This window comes from Epilithonimonas hispanica (assembly GCF_003385395.1).
GTDB classification, from domain to species: Bacteria; Bacteroidota; Bacteroidia; order Flavobacteriales; family Weeksellaceae; genus Epilithonimonas; species Epilithonimonas hispanica.
This window is the reverse complement of the sequence record NZ_QNUG01000033.1, coordinates 1-17,282: the sequence shown is the minus strand read 5'-3', so window position 1 is coordinate 17,282 and position 17,282 is coordinate 1. Positions and strand designations below refer to the sequence as shown.

The 17,282-nt window shown below is 34.5% G+C and carries 15 protein-coding genes; 7 read left to right on the top strand and 8 right to left on the bottom strand.

All coding sequences use genetic code 11. The features are described 5' to 3' along the window. Nucleotides 1–23 precede the first annotated feature (23 nt). Entirely contained in the window at nucleotides 24–881 is an 858-nt protein-coding gene (locus DRF58_RS13710; protein WP_116036285.1) for a tyrosine-protein phosphatase, read from the top strand. A 22-nt stretch (nucleotides 882–903) separates the two neighbouring features. On the opposite strand, the gene DRF58_RS13705 is transcribed toward DRF58_RS13710, so the two are convergent. The 3 genes from DRF58_RS13705 to ccsA form a co-directional block, all read right to left on the bottom strand. After that, entirely contained in the window at nucleotides 904–1,080 is a 177-nt protein-coding gene (locus tag DRF58_RS13705; protein WP_116036283.1) for an Arc family DNA-binding protein, read from the bottom strand. 18 nt (nucleotides 1,081–1,098) lie between these two features. Then, a complete protein-coding gene (locus DRF58_RS13700; protein WP_116036281.1) occupies nucleotides 1,099–1,968 on the bottom strand; it encodes an SPFH domain-containing protein in 870 nt (289 codons plus the stop codon). A 115-nt stretch (nucleotides 1,969–2,083) separates the two neighbouring features. Then, entirely contained in the window at nucleotides 2,084–5,320 is a 3,237-nt protein-coding gene (gene ccsA / locus DRF58_RS13695; protein ID WP_116036280.1) for a cytochrome c biogenesis protein CcsA, read from the bottom strand. 318 nt (nucleotides 5,321–5,638) lie between these two features. On the opposite strand from ccsA, the gene DRF58_RS13690 reads away from it, so the two are divergent. From DRF58_RS13690 to DRF58_RS13680, 3 genes are all read left to right on the top strand, one after another. Further along, on the top strand, nucleotides 5,639–8,119 hold the full coding sequence (locus DRF58_RS13690) for an FtsK/SpoIIIE family DNA translocase (protein ID WP_116036278.1): 2,481 nt from the start codon (nucleotides 5,639–5,641) through the stop codon (nucleotides 8,117–8,119). A gap of 79 nt (nucleotides 8,120–8,198) precedes the next feature. Further along, nucleotides 8,199–8,492 (top strand): hypothetical protein, encoded by a 294-nt coding sequence (locus DRF58_RS13685; RefSeq protein WP_123902415.1) that lies wholly within the window; start codon nucleotides 8,199–8,201, stop codon nucleotides 8,490–8,492. 3 nt (nucleotides 8,493–8,495) lie between these two features. Further along, nucleotides 8,496–8,942, top strand: coding sequence for a phosphohydrolase (locus tag DRF58_RS13680; protein WP_116036275.1), 447 nt, complete (start codon nucleotides 8,496–8,498; stop codon nucleotides 8,940–8,942). 108 nt (nucleotides 8,943–9,050) lie between these two features. Here the strand turns inward: DRF58_RS13680 and DRF58_RS13675 are convergent, their stop codons facing one another. The 3 genes from DRF58_RS13675 to pdhA all read right to left on the bottom strand — a co-directional run bounded on the left by DRF58_RS13675 (nucleotide 9,051) and on the right by pdhA (nucleotide 12,895). After that, complete coding sequence (locus tag DRF58_RS13675; RefSeq protein WP_245955463.1) at nucleotides 9,051–9,794, bottom strand: DUF2490 domain-containing protein; 744 nt, start codon at nucleotides 9,792–9,794, stop codon at nucleotides 9,051–9,053. Between the two features lie 383 nt (nucleotides 9,795–10,177). Continuing rightward, the gene (locus DRF58_RS13670; RefSeq protein ID WP_116036273.1) at nucleotides 10,178–11,809 is read right to left on the bottom strand and encodes a pyruvate dehydrogenase complex dihydrolipoamide acetyltransferase; all 1,632 of its coding nucleotides are present in this window, start codon (nucleotides 11,807–11,809) and stop codon (nucleotides 10,178–10,180) included. An 81-nt stretch (nucleotides 11,810–11,890) separates the two neighbouring features. Then, nucleotides 11,891–12,895, bottom strand: a complete 1,005-nt coding sequence (gene pdhA / locus DRF58_RS13665) for a pyruvate dehydrogenase (acetyl-transferring) E1 component subunit alpha (protein ID WP_116036271.1) — start codon at nucleotides 12,893–12,895, stop codon at nucleotides 11,891–11,893. A 195-nt stretch (nucleotides 12,896–13,090) separates the two neighbouring features. Here pdhA and DRF58_RS13660 point away from each other — a divergent pair, with 195 nt between their 5' ends. After that, complete coding sequence (locus DRF58_RS13660) at nucleotides 13,091–13,690, top strand: phosphatase PAP2 family protein (RefSeq protein WP_116036270.1); 600 nt, start codon at nucleotides 13,091–13,093, stop codon at nucleotides 13,688–13,690. 14 nt (nucleotides 13,691–13,704) lie between these two features. Beyond that, nucleotides 13,705–14,181, top strand: a complete 477-nt coding sequence (locus DRF58_RS13655) for a BlaI/MecI/CopY family transcriptional regulator (RefSeq protein WP_116036268.1) — start codon at nucleotides 13,705–13,707, stop codon at nucleotides 14,179–14,181. Nucleotides 14,182–14,227: 46 nt separating this feature from the next. Here DRF58_RS13655 and DRF58_RS13650 read toward each other — a convergent pair whose 3' ends face one another. Together DRF58_RS13650 and DRF58_RS13645 are read right to left on the bottom strand one after the other, a co-directional pair. After that, a complete protein-coding gene (locus DRF58_RS13650; protein WP_116036267.1) occupies nucleotides 14,228–14,581 on the bottom strand; it encodes an RNA recognition motif domain-containing protein in 354 nt (117 codons plus the stop codon). Between the two features lie 148 nt (nucleotides 14,582–14,729). Beyond that, nucleotides 14,730–15,590, bottom strand: coding sequence for an aldo/keto reductase (locus tag DRF58_RS13645; RefSeq protein WP_245955461.1), 861 nt, complete (start codon nucleotides 15,588–15,590; stop codon nucleotides 14,730–14,732). 88 nt (nucleotides 15,591–15,678) lie between these two features. On the opposite strand from DRF58_RS13645, the gene DRF58_RS13640 reads away from it, so the two are divergent. Beyond that, nucleotides 15,679–17,100 carry a T9SS type A sorting domain-containing protein gene (locus DRF58_RS13640; RefSeq protein ID WP_162300310.1) on the top strand — a complete coding sequence of 474 codons (1,422 nt, stop codon included), beginning with the start codon at nucleotides 15,679–15,681 and terminating at the stop codon, nucleotides 17,098–17,100. The last annotated feature ends 182 nt before the right edge of the window (nucleotides 17,101–17,282 follow it).

Genomic DNA, 17,282 nt, shown 5'->3' with positions numbered 1-17,282 from the left:
ATTTTGATAAACGTTTATTAACAATGAAACATTTCGTTTTTCTGATTTTTTTATCTCTCATTTCTTGTAAGACTTATACTTCGCAAGCAGAGTTCTCCACTTATTCTAACAAAAATCAAGTTGAAATAAAAAAGGTAAATAACTTTCGAAATCTAGGAGGAATCAAAAATTCCGAAGGAAAAACATTAAAAGACAGCCTAATTTATAGAAGCGGAAATCTTCATGAACTTAAAAAATCCTCTTTTGATGAATTTGAAAAACTGAAAATTAATAAAGTCATTGATCTCAGAACAAAAGAAGAAATCAATAAAGCACCAGATCAATTTCCTACTAACATCATTTATGAAAATCATCCTGCTTTTGAAGATGAAAATGGAGAGTTGAAGGATGCTAAAAAACAAGTTCTAAAAGGACAATTTAATAAAGGGGATGCAGATAAGAGAATGACCGAATTCTACAAAGATTACGTTTCAGAAAATCCTGAAGTGATTAAGAAAATAATAACTGAGATTTTAGATTCAGATCAACCAATTCTTTATCATTGTACCGCTGGGAAAGACAGAACCGGAATGATAACAGCTCTCATTTTAAAAGTTCTTAAATTCGATGATTCTGTGATTTTTGAAGAATATTTACAATCTAATAATCTTAGACAAAAAATTATTCAAAAAAGACTGAACCTTGCTAATAACTTACACTTTATTTATCCTAAATTAGATATTGGTGTTTTAGAAAAAACAGGTTGGATAGAACGGAATTATCTTCGATCTGCCTTTGACGAGATTGATGAAAAATATGGCTCCATGGACGATTACATTCATAAAGCTTTGGGAATTTCAGAAGAGAAAAGAGAGATTTACATTCAGAAGTTTTTACAATAAAAAAGCAATCCAATTGGACTGCTTATTTTTTATCTGTTGACTTGTTATCTGTTTTATTTTTTTTCCTCCCTGAATTGATTAGGCTTTGATTAATAATATATTCCAACTGTCCATTCACACTTCGAAATTCATCCGAAGCCCATTTCTCCAGCAATTTATACATATCATCATCCAATCGTAAAACAAAACTCTTCTTCATCAATACTCGATTTTTTGATTAATTATAAAGTGTTCCCGCATTCAAGATTGGTTGAGCCGCTTTTTCACCACACAGAACCACCATTAGATTACTTACCATTGCTGCTTTTCTTTCGTCATCTAGCTCTACAATATTTTCTGCAGATAATTTCTTCAAAGCCATATCAACCATTCCCACGGCACCTTCAACAATTTTTGCTCTTGCTGCAACAATCGCTGTTGCTTGCTGTCTTTGCAACATCGCTCCGGCAATTTCCGATGCATAAGCCAAATGGCTAATTCTTGCTTCCTGAACAACGATTCCTGCTGTGGAAAGTCGGTCTGTTAATTCTTTTTCCAGAATATGATTAACATTATCTCCGCCATCACGTAATGTAATTTCCGCTTTTTCGTCTTCTAGATTATCATAAGGAAAACTCACTGCTAAATGTCGAACAGCCGCTTCACTTTGGATTCTCACATATTCCATATAACGCTCTACATCAAAAGCAGCTTTATAAGTATCACCAACTTTCCAAACGATAACAGCTCCGATTTCTATTGGATTTCCCATTTTATCATTCACTTTCAATGTTTGTCCTTGAAGATTTTCGGAACGAAGACTCATTCTCTGCGTTGAATATAAAGGATTAATAAAAAATAAACCGTTAGCTTTTACAGTTCCAACATATTTACCAAAAAAGCTAAGTACTCTAGAATGATTTGGCTGAATGATCATCAAACCTTTTAGAAAGAAGATAAACGCAACAAAAGAGAGCACTCCAAAAATCACCGAAATAGGATTATTGTTACCTGCTCCACTGATAACAAGATATATTCCCAATACAAAAAGAATAAGGCTAATTACTAATGCTAAGAAGCCAGACAAAGGTTTTACAATTTTTTCCATAGTATTTAATTTGATATTAATTTGATATCATAAATATACTATTTATTTTAATATAAAAAATAAAAAAAAACCGAACTTATTAAAAGTCCGGTTAATTAATTTTATCTAACCAAGTTTAAGGCTCTACTTGTGTTCTTTTCTCCTGTTTTTCGTTCAGTTTTTTATATTTGAACCAAGCTGCAACTGACAATGCAATCATATATCCAATGCTAATATAAACCCACAATGGCAATGGAATTGGATCTCCTTTCGCATAAGAGTGTAATCCTGACAAATAGTAATTAACTCCAAAATAAGTCATCACCATTGAACAGAATGCAAACATTGTCACCACATGGAAAGTATATCTACCTCTCAATCCCGGAACCAATCTCATATGGATTACAAAAGCATAAATCATAATCGAGATGAAAGCCCAAGTTTCTTTCGGGTCCCAACTCCAGTAACGTCCCCAAGATTCATTAGCCCAAATCCCTCCTAAGAAGTTTCCGATGGTTAAGGCTAATAATCCGATATTAAGTGACATTTCGCTTACGATAGCTAGTTCTTTCAAGGTTGTGTCATTGTGTCTTTTGAAGGTCTCTTTATTAGAAATCACATAGAAAATCAATGAAATCATTGCAATCAACATTGACAAAGAAAAGAATCCATAACTTGAAGTGATAATAGCGACGTGAACTACCAGCCAATAAGATTTAAGAACTGGAACTAATGGCGTAATTTGTGGATCCAACGCAGAACCACCGTGAGCAAATCCCATCATTATTACAGCAACTAAGAATCCTGCTGCAGGAATCAAAGTATTGGAGTTTCTGTATAATGCATATCCAGCAGAAATCCCGACCCAAGAGATGAAAATAATCGCTTCATAACCATTACTCCAAGGTGCGTGACCAGAGATATACCATCTTCCTACCAATCCTAAGAAATGGAAAATATAACCAATCGCACCGATGTAAATCAATGCTTTTATGATTAGATTGAGAATTCTATTTGGTTTGAATAATTGTGCAAAACCTAAAACCAAAAGCAAACCTCCAATAATCGTATAGAAAATCAACAATTTGAAATTGATGTCTAACGTATTCATTAAGACCTCAAGCTTAACTTTGGTTTCGGAAGGCACTACATTTTTGCCCCATTTTTGTTGGTACGCTTCTACTTTTTTCAGTTCTGCATCTGCTTTCGCCCAGCTTCCGCCTTGTGTTGCCAAAAGCACGCTTGACAAATATGGACCTAAAACTGCCTGCGCATTTTCATCTGCTTCAAAAGTTGGAGTCATTACAGAATTCCAAGTGTGATTCGGGTCGTTTTTCACAGGAACAGTTCGGAAATATTGGTAAGACATAATCCCATTCAATACTTGAACTTTGTCATTTAATTTAATAACAGCTTCGTCATATCTTGTTCTTTCAGAGGCTTTTTTGCGGAAAGCATCATTATAATCATCTTCCAAAACGAAACGTAAATTTCCGTTTTTATCAGCTGGGAATAATTTAATCAAACTTGTAAAACCTTCATCTGTAGCTTTTGTTTTTGCTCTCAGGTCTTTTCCAACTTTACCAGCCGTTTCAATTTTAATGATATTCACCTGAGCCCAAAACATCGGGTCAATCGTAGCAGCCAAAAACCATTGGTTCGCATCCAAATCTTGGAATTTGGAACGTAAAGTCAATTTGTGCAAAATATCAAGCGCCTGTGTGTTGGCAGGTACAATACGACCTTCGTAATTTTGAACCAATAGAGAACCGAATTTGTCCGCGTGTTCTTTATTGATGGTAATATTTTTTACCATCTCGTCCGCATCCAAAACCATTGGATTTTTATTCGGAGTAGCTGGTTTTGCTTCGGTAGAATGAGAATGACCTTCGTGACTTCCGTCTGTTCCGTGCATATCAATTTCCTGAGCATTAAGCCCGAAACTTAATAAAATCAAAAAGACAGCTGTTGCTTTTTTCTTGCTAATGGTTTTCAACATTTGGTTCAAGCTCCAGAATCTGGAACCTTTCCAGAACATCGTTACAAACATTCCTAAAAACAAGAATGCATAGCCGATATAACTAATCAAAGTTCCCCAAAAATCATGGTTTACAGAAAGAACTGTTCCTTTTCTGTCCGGATCAAAACTCGCTTGGAAGAATCTGTATCCTTTATAATTTAGAACGTGATTCATATAGATATTGTAAGGCGTTTCTTTTCCTTCATCCACGATTCTCACGTGAGATTCGTAAGCTGACGGCGAAGAACTTCCCGGATAAGTTTCCATTACAAATTTTTCAAGTTTAAGTGCAAAAGGCTGTGTGAAATAAATCTTCGGTCCGAAACCTAACATTATATCTAATCCATCCACTTTGATTTGTTTGTAATTATTAGGATTACCTTTTTCTACAACTAAGTCAACAATTTGTTTTGATTTTGGTCCAGCAACTTCTACTTTCAGCATATCAGGAACATCTTTGTCTTTTTGTTTATCACCTTCGTAAGCCACCAATTTTCCACGTTTCGTTCCTTCCGGAATTACTAATTTCAATTGGTCAATTGTATAAAGGCTTCTTAAAACCAGTGGTTGGAATTCATCTTTTTTAGTCGTTCCGGTTGCCTGAGTTGCCATTGTCATATAAGCAGCGTCAGTTGGTGTTTTGATATAAAGTTGACCATCTTTTTTTTGGAATTCGACAGCACCTTCGATAGCCGTTCTGTTGTAACTTACCAAAGTTCCATTGATATTCTGAACCTCACCTTCTGCCAAATAGATATTCTGACGACCGCCCATATCGCTGGTTGAAACAAGATGCAAGAATTCTTTTCCATTATTATCAACAGTCAAACTATCTTTTTTTCTTTGAATATATTCTAAAGCTTTCACCACAATTTTTTCTTTTCCAAGGAAATCATAAGTCGCTTGGAAATCGTAATGAAGAGGCGACATCAAATAAGGAACATCGTGATAATTCTGCTGTTCTCCTTTTTCTTCAATTTTGATTTTAAAGAAATGTTTGTCAGTTACAATCTCATTATTAGTTTCGCCTTCACGGATATGCATTGTTCCTTCGAAACTGATGTAACGAGTAATTGCTCCACCAATAAAAATTAATACAAAAGCTAAGTGGAAAACCAAAAGTGGCCATTTTTCTCTTTTATAAAGTCTGTATCTTCCAATGTTTCCAATGAAGTTTAGGATTAACAAAAACATAATGGCTTCAAACCATTTTGCTTCATAGATTAAAGCTTTTGCGGTAGGCGTTCCGTAATCGTTTTCGATAAAAGTAGCAACTGCCATAGAAATTGCGAAAGCCAGAAGCAAAACTGCCATCGTTCGCGTAGAAATGAGAATATCCTGAATCTTTTTCATAAGTTAGATATCTAATATTTATTTGTCAGAGTCATCGCTCGGGCTTTATTTACGGGCTTTGTAAATGGCGACTATTATCTGAAAATTTAGAATCCACAAAAATAAGGATGATAAACCACAAAGGCATCAAAAAAAACTGTTTTTTGTCATTTTGAAAGGCGAAATCGTTATTTTGAAACATTCTTAATAAGCCTTTTCAAACTGATAATTAGAGTGCTAAAAAATCCTATAATTTTAAGAAAAATTAAAAATAACAATCAACAATATAGATACCTAATAAAAAACATTAAATTTGCAACTATTGACCTTTTTTTGAAAATGAACAACGAACAAAATACGACCTCAAACTCAAGCAAAATCATCTCAAAGCCAAGGATAATTTCGGGCGTTACGCTCATCATATTATCCATTGTTTTGACACTTTCTTTCGTCTCTTATCTGATGAACTGGAAAGCCGACCAAAGCCAAGCCGGAACAATGACTGACAAAACTGTACAATCTTCCAATCTTTTTGGGAAAATCGGTGATTGGCTGGGTAATCTTTTTATTTTTGAAAGTATTGGCGTAGCAGCGTTTGTTGTGGCATTTTTGTGTTTTGTTTTTGGAACTTTGGTTTTTAAGAAGAATTATTTCAAACCTTGGAAAACTATTTCGCATAGTTTGTTTTTCATTTGTTGGACTCCAATTTTCTTTGGTGCAGTGACTAATGGCGAAGGCGTTCTTGGCGGCGTTTATGGTTATCAGATTATGGATTATCTTAAATCTTACATTGGTTCTGTCGGACTTTGGCTGGTACTTTTAGTAAGTTTCACTTTATATTTTGTTTTGGAATTTAATCTAAGACCAAGTTCTATCAAAAATAAACTGAATGACATTAATGATAACACATTCGGGAAACTGAAAAGTCTGATGCCGGATTCTGATGAGGAATTTGAAGCAGATGAAGAACTGGAAAAAGAAATTGTTCCAGAAAATATTTCGAATAATCCAAATCCTGTTAAAACTGACAATGATTTTAGTAATATTAAAGTCACTCAGGATTTCGAACCCATCAAAACTCCAAATCAGACAAGCTTTAAAGAAGATATCAAAGAAACGATTAAAGAATCTGTTCCAGAACCAATTGTTTTGTCTTCTACTCCATCGGAACCTCAAAAACCAGTTGTTCAAACGCCAGTTGCAAAAGTTGAAGATGATATTACCTTCAATGTAGAAATCAAAAAAGATGAAGATTTTGCAGTAAGTCCTGAGCAACAGAAATCTGACGATTTGGTTAGCAAACACGGTTTATACGATCACAAATTGGATTTGGCTAAATTCCAAATGCCTTCTGTTGAGTTATTGAAAGATTACGGAAACGAGGAAATCACTATTAATAAAGACGAACTTGAAGAAAATAAAAACCGAATTGTTGGTTTATTAAAAACTTTCAACGTTGGAATTTCCGAAATTAAAGCTACGATTGGTCCAACAGTTACACTTTATGAAATTGTACCAGAAGCAGGAATCCGAGTTGCAGCGATAAAAAAATTACAAGACGATATTGCTTTGAATCTTTCTGCACTTGGAATCAGAATCATTGCACCAATGCCAGGAAAAGGAACTATCGGAATCGAAGTTCCAAGAAAAAATCCAACAATGGTTTCGATGCGTTCGGTTGTTGCTTCACCTAAATTCCAATCGGCTGATATGGATTTGCCAATCGTTTTTGGTAGAACTATTTCTAATGAAGTTTTCGTAGCAGATTTAGCAAAAATGCCTCACCTTTTAATGGCAGGAGCAACAGGACAAGGGAAATCGGTTGGTATTAATGCGATTCTGACTTCATTAATTTACAAAAAACATCCAAGCGAATTGAAATTCGTAATGGTTGACCCGAAGAAAGTAGAATTATCGCTTTATTCAAAAATTGAAAGACATTATTTAGCAAAACTACCTGATACGGAAGATGCAATCATCACAGATAACGCAAAAGTAATCAACACTTTGAACTCACTTTGTATCGAGATGGATGACCGTTATGAATTGCTGAAAAATGCTTTCTGTAAAAACATCAAAGAATACAATGCGAAGTTTGCTCAAAGAAAACTGAATCCAGAGAACGGACACAGATATTTGCCTTACATTGTTCTAGTTGTGGACGAATTTGCGGATTTGATTATGACTGCAGGAAAAGAGGTGGAACATCCGATTGCGAGATTAGCACAATTAGCAAGAGCCATTGGAATCCATTTAATTGTTGCAACGCAAAGACCTTCTGTTAACGTCATTACAGGTATGATTAAAGCCAATTTCCCTGCGAGGGTTGCTTTCCGAGTAATTTCCGGAGTGGATTCTAAAACGATTTTGGATTCGCCTGGAGCAGAACAATTGGTTGGAAAAGGAGATATGCTTTATTTCAACGGAAATGATTTGACTCGTCTTCAATGCGCGTTTGTAGATACGCCGGAAGTTGAAAGAATTGCGGAATTCGTTGGAGAACAAAAAGGTTATTCTGACGCTTATCTTCTACCTGAATATTCTGGAGAAGATGGAAGTTCTACAGTTGGAGCTTTTGACCCGAACGAAAAAGATGCTTTATTTGAGGAAGGCGCAAGAATAGTGGTTTCTACACAACAAGGTTCAACATCAATGTTGCAAAGACAACTGAAATTAGGATACAACAGAGCCGGAAGAATTATGGATCAATTGGAAGCAGCTGGTGTTGTAGGCGGTTTCAATGGTGCAAAAGCTAGAGAAGTTTTGATTTCTGATTTGAATGGACTCGAGAGATTGTTGGATGAGTTGAAAGGAAGGTAATTTGAAATTTTATATTTTAATATAACCTTAACTATATATGTTAAGGTTTTTTTTTAATTTCAATCTAAAATTTAAATCAATGAAAAAGTTAATACCATTCTTAAGCATTTTTGCTTTTTGTTTCGCACATTCGCAAATAAAAAACAATAAAAATACGTCTCCTAAAATTCAGCGAGATAGCACTAATAAAAAAACAGAGATAATAAAAAAAGATCAATCTGTTTTTTATAAAAACGTAGATTCTGCCAAGGCTTCCAAATACAAAATGCTTAATAAAAAACCGGCTGAACAATATTATGAGCTTCAACAAACAAAACCTCAACAATATAAAATTGAAAAGCCAAAAGATTCTATACAATTAAAGAAGAAATAACAAATGTCCACCCACGAACTCCTCTACAAAGCCATAAAAATCGCAACCAAAGCACACAAAAAACAAACCGATAAATACGATGCGCCTTATCTGGGTCACGTTTTCCGAGTGATGAATGCCGGAAAAACTATCGATGAAAAGATTGTCGGAATCCTTCATGATGTTGTGGAAGACAATCCAGATTACCCTATAGAATATCTGCGAGAAAAAGGTTTTCCAGAACACATCCTTGAAGCTATCGAATGTCTTACAAAAAGAGAAGAAGAACATCTAGATTATGATGCTTTCGTAGCAAGAATCGAAAAAAGTCCTTTGGCAATTGCTGTAAAACTGAACGATTTGAGAGACAATATGGACCTAACAAGATGTACAGAATTGTTACACGAGAGAGACTTGAAACGCTTCAACAAATATCTGAAAGCTTATCTTTATCTTTCTGAGAAATATTAGAATTTGAAAAACCTCATAGTCACATAGATTCTAAATCTTAAAATAAAAAAGGTCAAATAGATAAAGTTTCTATTTGACCTTTTTTATTTGCTATGTGTCTTTAGTAAATTAATCCACCATCGGAATGACAAAATCCTTCTCATCATCCGAAGAATCCAATGTGAAATTCAATGAGAAATAAAGGAAGTGGAAATTATCATTCCCTTTTGTAGAAAACTCCCTTTGGAACATATATCCAGTTGTGGCGGAAACGGTATTATTGAACTGATATCCAAATCCCGCAAAACTTCTGTTTCTTTTTAAATTCGGAACTTTTGAACCAAAAAACAACTCCTCAAAAGCATTCACAAAGAAGGTCTTCTTCTGTACTTTATTATTATTGATAGGAATTGTAGTACTCAATCTGTATCGAAAACGGTTTGCTTCGGTATGTTCTCCGGTTTGGCTGGCGTAGAAAAATCGGTGTTCCGCTCTACCTCTGTGGTCAAACTTCACCCTGCCCCATTTTTGCGTAAACGTATATTGCAACCACATCCTGAATTCTTCCTGAGAAATCTTCATTTTCTCATACGTTCCATATCTTCCAATACCTACAAAAATCTGATGATTCTTGATATAGTTATAACCAACTCCACCCTTGGTTTCGTAGTAATCAATTACCGTATAATCTCGTCTGGCTCTGGTTTGAAGTTCTACATAAGCCATCCATTTTGGATCCATCTTGTACGTAAAAGACATCATATTAAAACCGGAAAGGTGGTCCTGCCCCAAAGCAAAAACACCTAAAAATAGAAGTATAAAACCAAGCTTTTTCACGATGCAAATATAATCAAATACAACATTCCTAATCATAATTTTTTGGGCGTAACCCTTTGTTTTTGCTCACAAGCTTTAATTACTAAATTCCCATTTCCAATTCAGCAAAAACAAGAGGGTCGGGCTGTCCGTTCATATCTTTTTGTCTTAGAGAACTTCTCCATTAGAAATACGTTTTTCAGAAAAGACAAAAAGGATAACCACTACCATCCCTTACGCAGTTCGTATTACAAATTCGCACTCAACATCTAAAAAAAACAGCTCCGAATGAGCGATATATTGGTAGAAAATAATCAACAATAATTCTAGCGAACTCCGGAGGAGTTCAATTTCCAAAAAATTTCAAACCTAATATTTTTGGTTAAAAAAAACCTTTCAACAGAATTGAAAGGTTTTATAAATATTTCGAATATATTATTCTATCCTAATAAAAGCGTCAAAGGACTTTCTAGATAAGTTCTCAACGTTTGCAAGAACTGAGCTCCTGTTGCCCCATCGATTACTCTGTGGTCACAAGCGAGAGACAATTTCATAGTATTTCCAACCACGATTTGTCCGTTCTTAACGATTGGTTTCTCGATGATTGCTCCTACAGATAAGATTGCAGAATTCGGCTGATTGATAATTGATGTAAATGTTTCAATTCCGAACATTCCAAGATTAGAAACAGAGAAAGTAGAACCTTCCATTTCGTTAGCTTTAAGCGCTTTAGTTTTAGCTCTTCCAGCCATATCTTTTACTGCAGCAGAGATTTCCTTATAGTTCATATAATCTGTATTTTTCAATACAGGAACTACCAATCCATCTGGAACTGCCACCGCTACACCAACGTTGATATTACCGTGGTGAACGATTTTATCGCCAGCCCAAGAAGAATTAACTTGTGGATGCTTTCTTAGCGCTACAGCAACCGCTTTGATTACCATATCGTTGAAAGAAACTTTCGTATCTGGAACAGAGTTCATCTCTTTTCTAGCTTCGATTGCTTTATCCATATTGATTTCTACTGTCAAGTAGTAGTGTGGCGCAGTGAATTTGCTTTCTGCCAATCTCTTCGCAATGATGTTTCTCATTTGAGAGTTCGGAGTTTCGCTGTCCTCACCCGGTGTAAATGCAACACTTGGTTGAGCAGGAGCAGCTTTTGGAGCAGACGTAGCAGCAGGTTGTGCAGATGGCTGATAATTTTCAACATCTTTTTTCACAATTCTACCATTCTCGCCAGAACCTTTGATGGTTGAGAAATCAACACCTTTATCTTCAGCAATTTTTTTAGCCAAAGGAGAAATTGCAATTCTTCCACCGGTAGAAGATGCAGCAACTGGTACAGCTTCTTTTTTATCTTCAGTTTTAGCCTCAGCTTTTGCTTCAGTTTTTGGAGCAGCAGCTTTTTTGCCACCTCCAGAAACTACTGCAGAAACATCAGTTCCAGCAGGGCCAATGATTGCTAAAATCTTATCAACTTCAGCAGCTTCTGTTTCAGCAACACCTTGGTACAGCAATGTTCCATCAAATTCTGATTCAAAATCCTGAACCGCTTTATCTGTTTCGATTTCTGCAAGGATGTCGCCTTCTTTTACAGCATCGCCAACATTTTTGTGCCATTTAGCCACTTTTCCTTCCGTCATTGTATCAGAAAGACGAGGCATTGTAATTACCTCGACACCTTCTGGTAACTCAGCAGAAGATGAATTATCGCTAGGAGTTTCTACATCTGTAGATTCTCCTTGAGTTTTAGATTCTTCTTCGGATTTGCTTTCTGCATCAGCTTCTGGTTTTGCAGTTCCACCGCTAGTTAAAGAAGAAATATCCTCACCTTCTTCTCCAATGATTGCTAAAACCGAATCTACTGGAGCAGCAGAGCCTTCTTCAACTCCTACGTATAACAATGTTCCATTAAGCTCCGATTCAAAATCTTGGACTGCTTTGTCTGTTTCGATTTCAGCAAGGATGTCGCCTTCTTTTACAGCGTCGCCCACTTTTTTGTGCCATTTTGAAACTTTACCTTCCGTCATCGTATCCGATAAACGGGGCATAGTAATTACTTCTGCCATAATTTTTTTATTGTTTTGAAATTTGAGACTTGAGATTTGAGATATTATATTCTCAAACTGAAATATCAAAAAGTATAATTATTAATTATTTTCTAATTTGTTGATGAATGGATAATCTGGAGTAGAATATACATAATCATAAAGTTTAGAAGAATCTGGATATGGAGAGTTTTCCATAAACTCGATGCATTCTTCTACAAACTCTCTAGATTTTTCATCGATAGCTTCCAACTCTTGCTCTGTAGCCCAATTGTTTTCCAAAAGTCTGCTTTTTACAATCTCGATTGGATCTTCCAATTTGTATTGCGCTACTTCTTCTTTTGTTCTATAAGGCTCAGCATCTGACATAGAGTGACCTCTGTAACGGTAAGTTCTAGCCTCGATGAAAGTTGGTCCATCGCCTCTTCTTGCTCTTTCGATAGCTTCGTAAGCAACTTCGGCAACTTTTTCTGGGTCCATTGCATCTACAGGAAGACAAGGCATCTCATATCCTAATCCTAGTTTATAAATATCTTCGTGATTGGCAGTTCTTTTAACCGAAGTTCCCATTGCATAACCGTTGTTCTCACAAACGAAAACTACAGGAAGTTTCCAGTTCATTGCCATATTGAAAGTCTCATGAAGTGAACCTTGACGTACTGCACCATCTCCCATAAAACAGATGTTAACAGCTTTTCTGTCAAAATATTTGTCTGCAAAAGCGATACCTGCTCCCAAAGGAATTTGTCCACCTACAATACCATGTCCACCATAAAAACGGTGCTCTTTGCTGAAAATATGCATAGATCCTCCCATACCTTGCGAAGTTCCGGTAGCTTTTCCACAAAGTTCCGCCATAATTCTTTTTGGATCTACTCCCATTGCCATTGGATGGATGTGGCATCTGTATGCCGTAATCATACTGTCTTTTGACAGATCCATTGCATGGGCAAAACCAGCCGGAATTGCTTCCTGACCGTTATATAGATGTAAAAAACCTCTGATTTTTTGTTTTAGATAAAGAGAACGGCATTTGTCTTCAAACCTTCTCCACATTGTCATTTCTTCATACCATTTAAGGTACACTTCTTTAGAAAATTCTTTCATTGTAATTTCGAAATATGTAGCAAAAATAAGAAAAAAAATCTTTCTCTATTGTATGCATATTATCATATTTTTTAATGAATAAAATCATTTAAAAAAAACATCTAAATTTAAATACAATCGATTGCGTGAAAATTAAATACCAGAAACCAAAAATTAATCTGATATTTTGTATATTGACCTCAGAAATTTTTCTGAATGGAAATCAAAAACCCTATTCTTACCAATCTATCAAAAGTTATTTCGAATTTTTTCAATCCATTGGTTTCGCTTGTCATTTACTTTTTTTATTATAGTTATAAAAATTATTCGTGGGAAGAAGCATCCAAAAAGTTTTTACCTATTCTCCTTTTATTGATTATTCCTATTGCAATTTGGATATATAGAAACGTAAAAAAAGGAAATTACACGAATATGGATGTCTCCAATAGAAAACAAAGACATTCTCTTTACATCTTCATCATTATTGCAACAATTATCTTTTTGACGGTTGATTATTTCCTCCATAAAGAAATCGATTGGACTGTTTTGATGCTTTGTATCTTATTAATATTAATGCAGATAAGTAATTTTTTCATCAAAAGCTCGATGCATACAAGTCTTAATATCTATGTTTCAGCTTTATTCTTTACCATTGAGCCAATCATTGGTATTTTTTGGTTTTTATTATCAATATTAATAGGAATTACTCGGGTTATCTTGAAAAGACATACACCAAAAGAAGTTTTAATCGGTGGTACCATTGCAATTTTTGTATCTTTAATCTATCTCATAATGGTAAAGTCCATTATATTCTAAAAAAAATAACTTTTATGATTCTACAAACTTTAACATCTTCTGAGGAAGAAATAATGCAGTTGATCTGGAGCAGAGAAAAAATCTATTTCCGAGAACTGATGGACGTTTTTCCAGAACCCAAACCACATCAAAACACGGTCTCTACGTTCCTCAAAATATTAGTTGAAAAACATTATTTAACTACAGAAAAGCAAGGTAGAATCTATCTTTACTCCCCTAATATAAGCTCTGATGAGTATAAAAAATTTGTACTGAAAAGATTTGTTGAAAATTACTTTAACAATTCTGGAAGCGACTTGTTACAACTTCTGATTGATGAAAAATTTCTTAATCCCAAAGATTTGAATCTATACATTGAAGGGAGAACAAATGAAATATCTTTGAAAGAGAATAAAGAAACAAATCACATTCAGGATTTTATAGAAGAACTGACTCGTAATAAAAAAACAAAAAAGAAGGACAAAGACAAAAAGAAGAAAAAAAAGAAATAAAAAAAGCGATCTAAAATTAGATCGCTTCATTATTTTGTTTGGGATATTACCAACGGTTTCCACCGCCTCCACGGTTTTCTCCACCTCCGTAACCGCCTCCACGATTACCTCCTCCGTAACCACCTCCACGGTTGTTATCGAAAGATCTTCTTGGTTTTTCCTCTCTTGGTCTAGCTTCAGTTACGTTAAGAGTTTTACCGTTAAAATCTTTTTGGTTCAATGCTTCAACAGCTTGTTTCCCTTCAGCATCTCCCATTTCTACGAAACCAAATCCTTTTGATCTCCCAGTTTCTCTGTCTGTGATGATCTTTGCAGAAGATACTTCTCCAAATTCTTCGAATAATTCTTGCAACTGATAATCCTTAGTTGCGTAATTGATGTTTGAAACAAAAATGTTCATTTTAAAAAAAATTAAGTTAAAAATGTTGTTTTAAAATTATAGATAAGGAAAAACAACAAAATGAAGATTATTGATTTCAAATATAATTTGCTGCAAGATACAATTATTTTTGACTAATCGGTATTTTAATTTTAAAATTATTAAAATATTAATCTACCTCTTTTCCTTTGATTGCTTCAAGGATTTTGAACCAATCTATTGCTTCCAAATTAATCATTAAAGATTTGTTTAATTTTCGGATTGTTTCTTCCTTGGAAGTTCCAATGACAGGAATAATTCTTGATGGATGTTTTAAAATAAAAGCCAACAAAATCTGATTTTCTTCTGCATCATACTTCTCGCAATGAGTATTGATTATGGATTTGATTCTGATATTCTGTTCGGATTGTTCAGAGAAATAAGTTCCCATTACAGACCAAGCAGTTGGCCTTAGGTTTTTCATCATCAATTGATCCAACGTTCCATTATCAAAAGCTGAAGTTTCATTCACAGAAACCTCAATTTGATTTGTAATCAATGGAAAATATTGATCCATTAATTCAAATTGTGAAACAGAAAAATTACTCACTCCAAAATTCTTTACTTTTCCATGATCTTTTAAACTTTGGAATGTATTAGCGATTTCTTCAGGATTCATCAACGGTGATGGACGATGTAACAGCAGAACATCCAGATAATCGGTTTTGAGGTTTTCCAGACTTTCGTCAACACAATTCAAAATATAATTAGAATCATAATTGTAATATTTGAGACCCGAAGGTTTCTTTTCAGAATTCATTACAATTCCGCATTTGGAAATGAACTGCACTTTTTCTCTATCAATGTTCATCTCTTTCCAAGCATTACCGAAAAGTTGTTCTGTTGTGTGACCTCCGTAGATATCTGCGTGGTCAAACGTGGTGATGCTTTCTTCGAGACAAACTTCTATTAATTTTTGTACTTCTTTAGGAGAATGATTCGCGCCCCAAACTCCCCAACGCATTGTTCCCGCAATGATTTCTGAAAACATAATTAAAATTTTTAACAAAGATATTATGTTAAAAATAAAAATACATTAATACATTTGATATTAGAAAAATTTTATGCTTATGAAAAAAATGACACTTTTTTTTGTGGCTTGTAGTGCTTTTTTAAGTGCTCAATTCACAACTCCAAACAATGGAACAACCTATACTTTGGCAAGTCTATCTGCTGCTGCACCAACTGTTTTGCAGGATAAAGGCACATTTTATATGATGATGGATGACATTACCATTTCTGCTACAGATAAACTTATCATTGATCAAAACACGACTTTAAGTGTTTATTCTGGCAAAACACTTTATATATATGGCGAATACAAAACAACAGCGACTAACTTTTTAATTAATGCAGTGGATTCAGGATTCCCATTTAAAGGAATCCGTTTTGAGGATGGTTCAATCGGCGAGATGAGAAACACTAGAATAGATTATGGTGGTGGAATCAGAGTTTTAACTGCCAATTTTTTAATGGATAACTGCATTGTTTACAAAAATTATGGTGGCGTATCTACAAGTGGTGCCCTTGGTTTTTCAAAAGGGAGTCCTATTGTAACTAACTCTCAGTTTTTAGAAAATTCAAAAGCTGCTTTTGGCTCTGCTGCTAATGCCACTGTTTCTGCAACTTTTTCTAATAATTACATCTTTGGTAACGTAACAGATAATACTAATACTCCGCAGATTAACATGGGACCAGGAGGAACGGATTCTCTGAAAATCATAAACAATACAATCATTGGTGATCGCACTAAAATTATGGTTGGAGGAATTTCTGCTTCTGCACTGGCAGGAGGAACCAATAGATTCCGAATTGAAGGCAATACAATCAGAGATAATCGTTATGGAATCACTTCCTACGCTTCAACCTCAACAGGTATTATCAAAAATAATATTATAGAGAATAACAACACCCAAAACAATCCTGATCAAGGAGGAAGCGGAATTTCTATCTATGGTGCAAAAGATGTTGTAATTACAGGTAATCAAATTAGGGGTAACCTTTGGGGAATTACAATTCTAAGTAATGGAACTGCAATCCTAGGAACAGAAGAAAATCATGGAAACAACATCTTCAAAAACAATGGAAATAGAGGCACTACAACTGCTTTATTCAACAATACTACTTTGCCTGTTTCAGCTGTCTATAACTGTTGGAGAGAACATGAACTCTCTACAGAAGCAATGGTAGAAGCAGTTTTGGGAAGTTTGAATCCAAATACAATCTCTTATAAGCCTTACAATTGTGCTTTACCATTATCGGTTTCTGATGTTTCTAAATCTAAACTAAATATTTATCCAAATCCAAGCAAAAACCATTTCTTCCTAGAAGCTGAAAATGCTGGAAACATTGTAATTCAAGATCTTAGTGGAAAAGTTGTTTTCTCTTCTATCGTAAGTAAAGGGAAAAACGAAATCAAAACTAATTTACAATCAGGTGTTTATATCATCACGAAACAATCTGAAGGTAAAAAATCTAATACCAAATTGATTATTAAATAATTAATCAAAAATAATTCTTAGAAAGCATCACAAATCATGTTTTTTTTATCAATAAGATTATAAATATTATTTAAATCTAAACTCAAAGAATCCGTCTCACAACTTGAGGCGGATTTTTTTTGGTTATAATTGTTATTTTTTGTATATTTATATCTGATAATCAGATATTTGTCTATGAATTT